This is a genomic window from Chitinophaga dinghuensis, assembly GCF_003259435.1.
GTDB lineage: Bacteria > Bacteroidota > Bacteroidia > Chitinophagales > Chitinophagaceae > Chitinophaga > Chitinophaga dinghuensis.
In genome coordinates this window covers 197,966-211,492 of record NZ_QLMA01000006.1, presented here as the reverse complement: position 1 = coordinate 211,492, position 13,527 = coordinate 197,966, and the positions used below count along the sequence as shown (strand labels likewise).

The 13,527-nt window shown below is 47.3% G+C and carries 9 protein-coding genes; 1 reads left to right on the top strand and 8 read right to left on the bottom strand.

The features are described from left to right. Positions 1–115: 115 nt before the first annotated feature. Complete coding sequence (locus CLV59_RS18490; protein ID WP_111593561.1) at positions 116–712, bottom strand: RNA polymerase sigma factor; 597 nt, start codon at positions 710–712, stop codon at positions 116–118. Positions 713–899: 187 nt separating this feature from the next. Between CLV59_RS18490 and CLV59_RS18485 the strand changes: the two genes are divergently transcribed. After that, the gene (locus CLV59_RS18485; RefSeq protein ID WP_170137808.1) at positions 900–2,138 is read left to right on the top strand and encodes a gliding motility-associated C-terminal domain-containing protein; all 1,239 of its coding nucleotides are present in this window, start codon (positions 900–902) and stop codon (positions 2,136–2,138) included. 72 nt (positions 2,139–2,210) lie between these two features. Here the strand turns inward: CLV59_RS18485 and CLV59_RS18480 are convergent, their stop codons facing one another. The 7 genes from CLV59_RS18480 to CLV59_RS18450 form a co-directional block, all read right to left on the bottom strand. Beyond that, the gene (locus tag CLV59_RS18480) at positions 2,211–2,669 is read right to left on the bottom strand and encodes a hypothetical protein (protein ID WP_111593559.1); all 459 of its coding nucleotides are present in this window, start codon (positions 2,667–2,669) and stop codon (positions 2,211–2,213) included. Positions 2,670–2,800: 131 nt separating this feature from the next. Beyond that, complete coding sequence (locus tag CLV59_RS18475; protein ID WP_111593558.1) at positions 2,801–3,256, bottom strand: SRPBCC domain-containing protein; 456 nt, start codon at positions 3,254–3,256, stop codon at positions 2,801–2,803. A 56-nt stretch (positions 3,257–3,312) separates the two neighbouring features. Continuing rightward, on the bottom strand, positions 3,313–4,476 hold the full coding sequence (uxuA, locus tag CLV59_RS18470; protein ID WP_211323961.1) for a mannonate dehydratase: 1,164 nt from the start codon (positions 4,474–4,476) through the stop codon (positions 3,313–3,315). Between the two features lie 9 nt (positions 4,477–4,485). Then, complete coding sequence (locus tag CLV59_RS18465; protein ID WP_111593556.1) at positions 4,486–6,816, bottom strand: glycoside hydrolase family 3 N-terminal domain-containing protein; 2,331 nt, start codon at positions 6,814–6,816, stop codon at positions 4,486–4,488. A 7-nt stretch (positions 6,817–6,823) separates the two neighbouring features. Next, on the bottom strand, positions 6,824–8,410 hold the full coding sequence (locus tag CLV59_RS18460) for an endo-1,4-beta-xylanase (RefSeq protein ID WP_111593555.1): 1,587 nt from the start codon (positions 8,408–8,410) through the stop codon (positions 6,824–6,826). A gap of 31 nt (positions 8,411–8,441) precedes the next feature. Further along, the gene (locus tag CLV59_RS18455; RefSeq protein ID WP_111593554.1) at positions 8,442–10,256 is read right to left on the bottom strand and encodes a RagB/SusD family nutrient uptake outer membrane protein; all 1,815 of its coding nucleotides are present in this window, start codon (positions 10,254–10,256) and stop codon (positions 8,442–8,444) included. A gap of 20 nt (positions 10,257–10,276) precedes the next feature. Then, complete coding sequence (locus tag CLV59_RS18450) at positions 10,277–13,441, bottom strand: SusC/RagA family TonB-linked outer membrane protein (protein ID WP_111593553.1); 3,165 nt, start codon at positions 13,439–13,441, stop codon at positions 10,277–10,279. Between the last annotated feature and the right edge of the window lie 86 nt (positions 13,442–13,527).

The window sequence follows — 13,527 nt, the reverse complement described above, 5'->3', positions numbered from 1 at the left end:
ATGGTAAACACCGTGGGTGAGTTAAACACCCCACGGCACTCAAAAAAATTTTAAACTTTTTTCGGGGAGCAAAAGATGATGATAAAAAAATGGGGACTTTCAGAGGAGGTAACAACTATTTTGCCGCATGCGTTTTCAGTAACAGAATCACCGCAACCACAGACAGGCCTAGGATTCCACGAAGTGTATCCAGTGAACGGGCCGTTAATTTATAAGCCCCTTTCAAACTTATATCCATAATTTCAGTAATGTCTTTATAATCCAATCCCTGGTAGTAACGCAAGAAAATAATTTCCTTCTGGCGGGGAGTAAGTTGGTCCAACGCGGCCTGTAATGACCGGAGGCGTTCCGCATCGGTCTCTTTGCGGATCAGTAGCGATTCCGGAGAAAACTCCAGTTCAAAATCATAGTCGGCATCCAGTTCACTGATACGTTTACGTTTAGCGTCCCGGATTTTGTTATAGATCAGTGTGCGAAGAGAAAAAAGCAGGTATGGCCGGATACGGCGTACATTCGTCAGCGTGGCTTTATTGGTCCAAACCTTCACAAATAGCTGTTGGATGCTCTCTTCCACAAACGCTTCATCCCGTATAAAGCGCATTCCGTACTCATAAAGCGTGGGAAAGGCAGATTGATACACCTCCTCAAACGCGCGCTCATCGCCGCTTACCACTGCTTCCCACAAAAGTGTATCATCCGTTATTGCATACATGTCCAAAACAAAGCACTTTAAAACCAGCTGGAAAAATACAACCGATATTCAAAAAAGAGGATAAAATTTTAAAATTCCTCCCACAAAAGTTATATATTAAAAAAAATATTTCTATAACAAAAAAAGCTGGTTATCTTTACATCTGAGAACATCCGTCATTGGGTGAACCATTCCTGTACCGATGCCTATGAAGAACATCTACATTAAGAAAATAGCGCCATTGCTATTTGTGTCTGCGGCTGTCCTGATGTGCTGTCCTGTACCTGTGAAAGCGGCGGGTGCAAGATACAGCAGCACGATGGCGGCCCCTCCCAGTATTGATAACCAAACTTTTACCATTCGGGATGATAGTCCGCTGGGCGCCGTAGTAGGCCAGCTGACGGCGACCGGCAGCAATCTCCAGTGGATACTTGAGGATGATGGTAGTAAAGGGGCATTTGACCTGGATGCCAGCGGCCGACTGATAGTAAAGGACATTGCGCGCTTACAGGCCAACCGTGGAAACATCGTGAGTGTATATGTAATGGTGAGCGATGGCGTTTCCAACAGCAATATGGCAGAAATTACCGTAGCTATCCAGGACACTTATGTGAATATAGCTCCCACCCTGGACCCGATCGCTGATAAAGGCGCTTGCGCCGGCACTGCGGTAGATACTATATATCTGACGGGCATGTCGGCGGTAGAACCGGATCAGACCTACACTTTGGTCGCTGTGGCTGATGCGCCACTGCTACAGCAGTTGAATGTGACCCATGAAGGGGTACTCACCTATCAGTTGAAAGGAGGTATTACAGGCGGTAGTTGTATGATTACCGTTATGATCAAAGATAATGGCGGGATTCGCAATGGGGGCCAGGACACGCGTATACGTACTTTCACACTCACCGTGAACCGACTGCCTAATGTGAATATTACTTCTGATAAAGGAACGGTTATCGCTAAGGGCGATCAGCTGACCCTCACCGCTACTGGCGGCGATCAGTACCAATGGAGAGCCGCAGCTGGAATTGTAGGAGAAACAGCTACTGCCAGCATCCAGGTAAGGCCTACCACCAATACCCGTTATATCGTAGTAGCCACCAACAATGCCGGCGGCTGTACCGATACCGCTGCGATAGATATCCGTCTGCTGGGTGATTTTATTGTGAGAGCCAATAATGTGGTAAGTCCGAATGGAGATGGCCGCAATGACCTTTGGAAAATTGAGAATATCGGAGACTTTCCGGAAAATGAACTGACCATCGTAGACAGAGCCGGAAGAACGGTGTACTCGCAGAAAAATTACAACAATACCTGGAACGCATATATGAATGGACAACGTCTGGCAGAAGGCACCTATTACTATATCTTCAGAGTTAAAAATCCTGTGACCAAAACTACCGATATCGCCAGAGGATTTATTACTGTGGTTGTGGGCGATTAATCGCCACCTTCATTCCGTACAAACATAACAGCAATACCAATACAAAGGCCGCATGGGAAACTGTGCGGCTTTTTAATGTCCGTTACTGGGCCCCAGGATATGGGCGGTGAGGATACTCAGCGCCTTTTTCATTTCGTTGACCCAGGCCGCGGAAACAAGGTCGCGCTGCGACTTATACAATAATAAGGCATGACCATATTCCAGGATTAATTGATTGAAGTGGATTTGCCCTACCAGTACAGTGCCTACATATTCCTGGTACACGAATACCTCTGCAGGCTTCATTCTCCGGCCTTCGAAACGCTCCACCACATCTCTTTCCGCCAGATCCATGCAGTCATAAAATCTAAAATAAGCATACGAAAATCCCCAGTTCTCAGATTGACTAACCACAGTCATGAATTCCGGGAATAATTCATAATCTATTGTATAAATAGCAGTAACAAGTGGGTCAAACTCGGGTTTCATACGTAGTTCAACAGCATGCGGGTTATCAGTGCCATTGCTCTTTTTTAACACCCATTTCATCATGGCGTATCAACAGTTTGGCTTTACATTGAAATAATCATACCAAACATATGTTTACAACGGGTAAACAAGATTAGTTATTGCAGAATAGTTGTTGGTTCTTTTGAGTTGATAAGTTGAAAGATAGGATGCTATCAAGCTGGTTTCATATAGTCAAAAGCGCCCTGACGCAGATGGATACCGTATTCCAGCCATGCTTTCATACAGGCGAGGAAGTTAGCCCAACCTTCCGTATTCCCTCTTAACCATTTAATGCCGGCTTCTGTATTGGGCATATCGCCTTCAATAACTTTTACAACGGTGCTGTTACCCCCACGATCTTCCAGGTGAATTTCCACCTTCAGTTGATTACCCGGAGCGCCTTCCCATTCAAACACAATAGACACCGGCGCATGTACGGTCAATACCGTCACAGGAACTTTATCCGCGAATTCGGGGAATTTCCAGGTCACTGTTTTACCAGCTTCCATTTTACCGGTACTGGTTTCAATAAAATAATTAGACATCTCGCTCGGGTCAACGATCGCATTAAATACTGTTGCGATGGGCCGGGAAATCTGGATACCCGCTTTTGCCTGAAGTTCATTCATAAGACATGATTTTACTGTTGTCTAAATTAATGATTCTCACGCAAATGAAAAAGCGATCATTTTCCGGCGATGCCCGCTTCTAATCCTCTCAATTCAGCCAGTCCTTTTAGTCGCCCGATGGCAGAATAGCCAGGATAAGTCTTCTTACCCAGGTCATCCAACATCTGATGACCATGATCCGGACGCATGGGTATACGACGATTTTCCCGCTGCATCAACAGAACTACCTCACGCATCACAGCATACATATCTGTATTGCCTTGCAGATGATCCGATTCATAAAAGTTACCACTATGATCCGATTGCACATTCCGCAGATGGAGAAAATGAATACGAGGCCCAAAACGTTTAACCATATCCGGTAGTTCCGGTCCGGCCAGCACACCTAAAGAGCCCGTACAAAAACAAAGCCCGTTCGCTGTTGCGGGAACTGCATCCAGTATCAATTGAAGATCCTCGGCCGTACTCACTACTCTTGGCAAGCCCAGGACAGGAAAAGGTGGATCATCCGGATGAATGGCCATCCGGATACCCAACTCTTCCGCTGTTGGAATAATTGCTTGCAGGAATAACAGGAGATGCTGCCTTAGCGCATTTGCATCTATTCCTTCATAGGTATCAAGCGCTGATAGTATTTGCTGCCGCGTGAAATGCCCATCGGTGCCGGGCAAACCCAGCATGGCATTTTTAAACAGTGTCTCCCTGTTCTCTGTTGTCATTTGCTGTAATAATCTCACTGCTGCCGTAATATCATCCGGCTGATAATCCCCATCTGCTCCAGGCCTGCGCAAGAGAAAAACATCAAAAACAATAAAGGCCAGTCTTTCAAAACGCAATGCTCTGCTGCCATTTTCCAATGTCCAGTGAATATCCGTTCGTACCCAATCCAGCACCGGCATAAAGTTGTAGGTGATTACATCAATGCCACAAGCAGCCAGATTACGCATACTCTCTATATAATGGGCGATATGCTGCTGCCAGTTCCCCGATCTTCGCTTAATATCTTCGCTGACTGGCAAACTCTCTACCACAGCCCAACTCATGCCCGCCGCTGTAATCATCTCTTTTCGTTTATTAATCTCCGTTATAGTCCATATCTCTCCTGGCGGAATATGATGCAATGCCGTCACCACGCCTTCACAGCCTGCTTGCCGTAAAAAATGCAGCGTTACCGGATCGGTTGGCCCAAACCAACGCATCGTCTGTATTAATCCTCGCATATTTTAATTTTACTGTACAGTCAAAATCACCGACTGCGTATTATCGGAAGCGCCGCCCGTCATGATGGTGAATGTGCCTGGTTCCAATGTTCTTTTCATGTCCTTATTATAGAAAGACAGCGCTTCTTTATCCAATTCAAACTGTACCTGCTGCGATGCTCCAGGCTCCAGCCATATTTTGCGGAAGCCCTTCAGCTCTTTCACCGGCCGTGGCACAGAAGAATAATCATCTCGCACATAAAGCTGTACTACTTCCCCGCCCCGCAGTTTACCACTGTTCTTCACCTCCACCGTTACCGTTACCTTGTCTCCTGCATGTATCGATGCTTTAGATAATACCGGTGGTCCGTAAGTGAAGCTGGTATAACTGAGTCCATGCCCGAATGCAAACAGTGGAGATACGTCAAATCCAAGGTTATAGCCTCTTCTGGCAGAGGGTTTGTAATCATAGTAAGCCGGAATATGTCCCGCACTACGTGGAAAAGAGATCGGCAACTTACCACTAGGATTCACTATTCCAAACAGGGCATCCACCATGGCATAACCGCCTTCCTGGCCCAGATACCAGCATTGCATAACGGCGGGTAATGTGTTCGTCAATTCCCCGATACTTAATGGAGGACCGCTGTTCACAAAGGCACAGGTGGGCTTTCCAACGGCTGCTATCGCACGAATGAGCGCGGTCTGTTCATTTAACAGGTCTAATGTCGGCAGATCGCCAAGATGATTGGTACCCCAGCCTTCCCTGCTCATGCTCTCATTTCCTCCTACAAAGAGCACCACTACATCCGCTTTACGGGCCACTTCAACGGCCTCGGCTATACGTTGTTTAATCTGATCTTTCGATGCCAGGTTAATCGTATCTGCGTTCCAGTTATTAATGTCTGTGAGGGTAACGCCTTCTGCATAGAGGATATTCATAGTATTACCATATCTCTCTTTCAGCGCCTGTAGCGGAGAAGCGGTCTGACGGGGAATCCCCGAGTAACCGCCCAGCAAACACTTATCTGCATTAGGCCCTATAAAGGCTATTGTTTTAACTTTGTTCTTATCCAATGGCAAAAATTCATGCTCATTTTTCAGGAGCACCATACCTTCTGCGGCGGCCTGATAAGCAACTGCGCGCTGGGTTGCGCTACCCACCAACGTATCCGCGATGGCGGGGTCTACATACGGGTCATCAAATAATCCTGTTCTGAATTTATTGATCAGTATACGGGTCACAGCGGCATCTAATACGGTCATGGATACACGCCCCTGCTTTACCGCTGCTGCCAGATTTTTAAATCCATCCGGATCAGGCGTTTCCAGGTCTATCCCTGCATTCATAGCCAGCTCGCCAGCCTCATCCAACGAGGGTGTAATTTTGTGCAATGTTTGCAGGTCTCTTACGGCATAGTAATCAGAAACAATCACTCCTTTGAAATTCCATTCCTTTCTCAGCACATCCTTCAGCAGGAAGGTATTGATATGCGCAGGAATCCCAAAAACCTCATTATAGCAAGCCATTACATTCATGGGCGCCGCCTCTCTGATACATGCTTCAAACGGCTGAAAAAAGACTTCCCTGGCGGTACGTTCATCAATATTACTGGGGGATACATTCAAGCCTCCTTCACTCTGACCATGTATTCCAAAATGCTTAAGCGTAGCCGCCACTTTGTTCTTAGCCAGATACATCCCCTCGCCCTGATATGCTTTCACTTCGGCCACAGAAAGACGCGATACCAGGTAAGGGTCCTCTCCCAGCGTTTCTTCCGTACGGCCCCAGCGCGGATCTCTCGTAATATCCACCACCGGCGCTAATACCTGTTGCCCTCCTCGCGCACGCACTTCTGCGGCCACGCTGCTAAACACATCCGTCAGCAGCTTTTCATTCCAGGAACTGGCCAGTGCCATTGGCACAGGGAAATTGGTAGCATCCTGTGTTTCCTGCCCATGCAACGATTCTTCATGCACCATAACGGGAATGCCTAAACGCGTTTTCTCTATGAAATAACGCTGTATCTTGTTATACAGCGCAGCTTGCTCTTTTGGATGCCGGCCATGACTATTCGGACCACCTTTTTCGTTCAGGCGTGCCAGTTCTCCCATCCCGTTTTTCAATACATTGGCAGCCTTGACTTCATCAAACTCATCGCCTGCGGCATTCAGAATAGTGGATTTCTGTGCCCACAGACATTGCGTCTGCATTACCTTCTCTTCCAATGTCATCCTGGCAAGCAAATCTCTGGCGCGTACTTCCGGCGATAGCTTTCTGTTTTTATAAGGTACCTGCTGGGCAACGGCACTGCCTGTTACCGACAGTGCCGTACATATTAAAATCAGTCTAACGTTCATGATTATACTATTTTCCTTGTAATGCCTGTATTACCGCACCATAAGCGGGTTTCTTGTGATAATCATTATCATATAACAAAGGAAATTCGGTCCCGTTTTTATACAGCCAGCTATTCCGGTCGTTAATACCCCAGATGGTAATACCGGCCTGCTGTGCTTTAGGGATATACTTGACATAACTTGCCACTGCATATTTAAATGCTACCGCCTGGTATGCCAGTAATTGCGCCGTTGGTTGTCCGGCGGCACTTCCCGCCACCGTTTTTACATCCAGCTCAGAAATACGGATCTTCAGGCCACTGGCGGCCAGCTTGCGCATCATGATATCTATACCTCCCAGATTGGTCGTTCTCGAAATATGCATCTGCGTACCAATGCCATCTACTTTACATCCCCGCGCTTTCAACTCTTTTACGAAGGCCAGCAACGAATCCAGCTTTGCCTGATTGGATTCCAGGTTATAATCGTTGATATACAAATCGGCGGAAGGATCTGCTGCTGCCGCATATTTGAAAGCTTTATAAGCCGCATCACGCCCCATGTAATTAGACCATACCAGTACGTCTGTGGGACTGATATCGGTATTCACATTACTGCGCAATGCTACCGGATTATCGGAGAAGGGCTCGTTGTAAACATCCCAGGCATGCACCCGGTCTTTATAACGTGTAACCATTTTCGTTATGAAATCATTCAGCGCCGCATCTAGTTTTGCGCCGATCTGATCCTGTCCGGGCGCTACGACAGCCTCCTTCACACTTACGTCATCAATATAGTACGTGTTGGCCGCCTGTCCCATATCGAAGAGGAAGGTGGTAGATGCCAGCGATGCAGTTATGTTCCAGCTTACCTGTTGCCAGGTGGTACCAATCGTCTGATCTCCTTGATACTGCGCTGCGGTAGGTCCGGAAGAAAGACGAATAGAACCGCCTGCGTTCGCGGCTTTCACCCAATAAGAAATCACATAAGACTTCCCGGGCGTAGTGGCAAATGCCGCACTGGAAACCTGTACCTTCCATTGATTACCAGGATTGGCTGTGGGGTTGACTACTTTCATAGCTCCGCTGCCACTATGTACCTCTGTAGCCACATTGGTAGCGGTGATGGTGGCGCCGTTAGTATTGAAAATGCTCCAGTTGTTCAGACCGGATTCAAAACCTGGATTGGTAGCCAGTTCCGTGGCCGCCGGCACAATGATACCAGCATAATTTTTCAGATAAGTCGCATTCTGATTGGAATGCCAGCATAAGGTATGTCCGAAAACGGTGATATTGCCTAACTTGGCCAGCATCGCATCCACGGTATTGAAATTCAGACTACCATCGTTCTGTACTACGGCGCCGTGCTTCATTTCATAGCCGAAGGTAACGGAGCTGAAATCCCGTTGCGTAATGGCCAGGAAGGGCGCTTCCTGCAATGGGCCGTTATTAACGGCAACGCCTATAGGAAAATCGGCTGCCGTTTTCAATACGCCGGAAGTATCAGCGAAATTGCCGGTAGACATAATACCTATTTCAGGATGCTTGCTGCAAGCCATCAGGCTGCCCGCCGCTGCCAGGAGTAACAAGGAAAATATTCTGGATATGCCAGGCATATATGTTCGTTTTTAACTGTCAGAAATGAGATTAATAACCGGGATTCTGATACTGCGCTTTGTTATTGTCGGCCACAGCATCCAACTGACCTTTCGGGATAGGACGCAGCACATGGAAAGCCTTGATATTGGCGCCATCCGGATTAAACTGCTGCACACGTTGCACCAGTTTACCACGCACTGCCAGATCCGGCCAACGCATACTTTCCCCACATAATTCGCGGGTACGCTCATCCAAAATGAAGTCCAGCGTTACATCCGCAGGATCATTTACTTTGATGACATTATAGCGGTTGGTGATTTCGGCAGACGACAGTCCGGGACGATAAGCGGCCCTTAACTTCAACACATTGATCAATGTGACCGCATCAGCCGGATGATTGTCCTGTATAGCCGCTTCCGCTGCCAGTAAGTATACTTCAGAAAGCTTACTCACCACGAAAGGACGGCCTCCTTCATCATTGGCGGCCAGTTTCGCGGGGTCTTCGTATTTACTCAGACTAGGATACATATTCGCCGTTACCGCAGGGTCAATAGAACCGCCAATCATATAGAATTCTCTGGGCGCAATCACCCGATAAGGTTTTAATCGCGGTCCTGCCGGGAGTATACCATTCAGCGAATCTGCCTCCCTATTGGTTTTAGCTAATATAAAGGCCGTATCGGTGCTGGCAGTGAAGCCGCCGCCGGTTACGGAGGCGATATACACCGTCCGGAAAGTACCCTCATATCTACTGTCGTTATACTTATCTGCAAAAGCTACATTATACAGCCATGGCGTTGGGCAGAAACGACGGATAGGACGGCCATACGTTACTGTACGCGTGGCTACCGGCTGCGTGGATGAACTGGCCAGTGGCGCTTTTACCGAAGTGTAGTCTCCCACAAAATCATTATTGGCATCAATCCCTTTGGTACCGCCAATGCCAGTTGGGTTACCTACTTCATTGGCATTATTGTTTCCCGGAATACGCTCTACCGAATAAAGAATCTCACTATTGTAATCATTACCCGGTTTGTGCACATCTGCATAATTCTGTTGCAATGCCACTCCATATTTCGATTGATTATTGATCACCTCTGTGGCGGCAGCATATGCTTTGGTGAAATCGCCCGGCTGTTTGGCAGCAGAGTAACCTCGATGGATATACGCTTTTGCCAACAGATGAAAAGCAGCCGCTTTCGAAAGGCGGAATGCCCCCGTAGGACGCTGGTCTGGCAGATTCTGACTGGCATATGTCAGATCATCAATAATGACATTATAATCTTTTACCAGTACATCAGCGACAGGTAAACGATTAAAACCCTGGTAAGCCGTTTGATTGAATTTCAGATCTCCGCTGCCCAGATCTGTAGGCACCGCGCCAAACTGCTGTACCAGCAGCATATAGTATAAGGCACGCAGAAACCGGGCCTCTCCTACCACCACTGCCTTTTCAGCGTCCGGTATGTTTACCACCGGAGCAAATTGCACAACTGCATTGGCCAGATTGATATTGGAATAGTTGCGGTTCCAGGGAGTTTGTATCGCGCCATTGGCGAAATCCAGGGAATAGTTGCCCAGCGTCAGATAATCAGCCGTTCCGCCAGAACCATTGCGGGGCTCGGAGGCATACGTAAATTCATCCGTACCATCTACCGCAATACCTACGGCTCCTTCGGGACCATAATTATAACGCATGCCGGAATAAAGGGCATATACTGCATTGCGGAACCCTGCAGGAGTCTTGAAGTATTCCACAGAGAAGACCGTATAAGGATGCTCCTCCAGCTTTTTATTACAGGCACTGGTAATAAATAACGCAGTTCCTGCAGCGATAAGACAAAGTTTATGTACAATTTTCATCTTCTTTCTGATTTGACCTGTTAAAAGGATACGTTGGTACCGACCGTGAATGTTCTTGCTGGTGACGTTCCTGCGCCAATGGTAATGGTACCGTTTCCGTTATTATTGTTCCTGATATTACCAGGATTACCTACCCCCTGATTACCCACGCCTGTGCCTTCCGGATCAATGCCTGTCTGTTTGAAGTAAGGAGAAAACAGCGTTGCCACGTTGTCAACGGTGAAGTATAAACGAAGTTGTTGGGCCTTCCATCTCCTTAAAAGGTTATTGCTGAAATTATATCCCAGGTTAATACTTCTTATTTTCAGGAAAGTGGCATCATAATACCCGAGGGTAGTCCAGGCTGTACTGATCGTACTGATAGAGGTTTGCGGCATAGGGAACCAGTTGCTGGCATTGGTAGGCGTCCAGTAATCCACTTTAAGGCCATTTCTTTTACCATCCATTACGGTCAGGTAAGAGGCTACCGGCTGATGGATCTGACTCACTAATAATCCACCGAAACGTGCATACAGCACAAAGCTCATATCAAATCCTTTATAGGAGAACCGGTTGGTAAGTCCACCCTGCAATTTGGCATCCATATCGCCGATAACATAACGATCATAGAGTTCATTGATGACGCCATCGGGTTTTCCATTAGGCCCGGAATGATCTTCCAGCTTGATCTGCCCCGGTACAGCGCCATACCTGGCAGCCGCTTCTGCTTCATTGAGTTGCCAGATTCCTATTTTTTTATAATCATAAATGGCACTCATGGAATAGCCAACAAATAATTGATTGGCCACATCCTGCGTAACGCCATTGCTGAGTCGGAGAATTTTATTTTTGTTTACAAAGAGATTCAGGTCCGTAGTCCAGGTGAAGCCACTTTTGGAACGCACGTTTACAGAAGACAAACTCAACTCCACCCCTTTATTTTCCATCTCGCCCACATTGGTTACATAACTTCCTGCCACCCCTGAAGTTGGCGGCAGCGTTACGCCATAGAGGATCTTATTGGTTCTGGCATTATAATATTCCGCTGTACCGGAAAGCCGGTTATTCAATACGCTGAAGTCGATACCCAGATTAGTGGTTTTCGTATACTCCCATTCCAGTCCCGGATTGGGCAAAGACACTACCTGATAACCCGTAACAATGGTAGGTCCGAAGTTATAGCGGATCACATCTCCAGGCGCCGCGAGATAGTTATTATTGGTAACAAGACCCAGCGAAGAATAAGGCCCTACTGCCTGATTGGAAGTCTGTCCCCATCCTGCTCGCAGTTTCAGGTTATTTAACCAGGTAAACTGTTGCATGAAGGTTTCTTTGCTGATATTCCAACCCGCGGAAATGGCAGGGTATTTATGCCATTTATTACCTGGTCCGAGGCGACTGGAACCATCCATACGAGCAGTTAAAGTCAACATATATCTTTCATCGAAAGCATAGTTGATACGTGCCATATAAGATAACAGCGCCCAGGAGCTCTCATTACCGGCAACAACAGGAGCTGGTGTAGCATTGGATTGAGCGAGGTTGTAGAACTGTACGAAGTCTTCTGTGATAGAGTCTTTCCTCACGGAAGTATAATGCATATGATTTTCCTGTACGCTATACAATCCTGTGAAGTTCAGATGGTGTTTCTTCGCAAATGTTTTTTCATAAAAGAGGAGGTTTTCCAATGTATAGCCCCATGACTCATCGTTGTAGACATAGGCAGTATTGCCTTTGCCACCACGGAAATAGCTGGGATTACCAGGAGCGTCTGCACTCTGGAACTGGTCATTTTCCGCAGTGCGATAGCTGAGACCCAGGTTAGCGCGGTATTTCAGACCGTCGATAATTTCATATTCCGCATACATACTGTTGTTCGTCGTAAGCCGACGTTGCTTATCCACCCAGTTGTTGTTATTCCTTTTCAGCAAAAGGGGGCTGTACTGCGGCGCATTGTTATCATCGATATTACCATTCGGCTTTGGACGAATGTTGCCGGCACTGTCATACGGCGCCTCCAGCGGACTCATTGCCAGGATAGGGAACATGGTATTTCCCGATACGAACTGAGTGCCATGTGTAATCCCTAATTGATTGAGGGTAGTAACCCCTACTTTTACTTTCCGACCCACGCGGGTGTCGATGGTTGCGCGCACGCTATAACGTGTAAAATCCTGTCCGGGTAATACTGCGGCCTCCTGGTAGTAGCCGCCACCCAGACTAAAAGTATTTCCGTTGTTGCCACCGGAAACGCTGATATTATGATCGGTCCGATACCCATTACGGTACATCAGATCCTGCCAGTCGGTGCTCTTTCCACTGGCGATATATGCTTTTTCTTCCGGCTGATATCCCTGCCCCCAAGGAGAAATATTACGCATGGCCTGATATTCTGCCGCGTTAAAAACGGGGTACTTATTGGCAACGGTGCTGGTACCATGATAACCATTGTAGGAAACGCGGGTTTCGCCGGATTTACCTCGTTTGGTGGTGACCATAATGATACCGTTGGCGCCTCTGGACCCATAGATAGCAGTAGAGGAAGCATCTTTCAGGATATCGATAGAGGCAATATCATCTGGGTTAAGGTCATTGAGCGATCCTTCGAAGGGAATACCATCCACTACAAAAAGAGGTTCATTCTGACCTGTAATAGACCTGGTACCGCGAATCCTGATCACAGCGCCAGCGCCGGGAGTTGTGCCAGCACGCTGTATTTCAAGGCCGGCAGCTTTCCCCTGGAGGGCTTGCTGAAGGTTCGCGGAAGGCACTTCTTTCAGGGCTGTTTCAGAAACAGAGACCACTGCGCCCGTTACATCTTTCCTTTTCTGCGTACCATATCCAATTACCACTACTTCACTCATGTCTCTGGCCGCAGGTGCAAGATGCACGATTAGGTCTTGTTGTGTGGCGACCTGCATTTCTTTTTCGGAGAAGCCCATGCTGGATACTACCAGCACATTATTATTACGTACCTGAATAGAGAAGGTACCGTCTGGCGAAGTAACGGTACCAACAGATGTACCCTTGATCTGTATGGAAGCACCGATGACTGGGCCCCCATGCTCATCGAGTACTTTTCCTTTCAGGAGCCGGTCCTGCGCATATCCCGGCGAGGGTAGCAACAACTGGCATAAGAGCAATACCAATAGCAGGTATTTACACCATCCGCTGCCTTTACAGCATTGATAATTAAGGGTAAGCATTTTCTACAATTTGATTGATAAAATGAAATCGGTTGTATTAAACCCGAATTACTGTCTTTTCTATGGTAAAAATGGTTGCAAGTCGC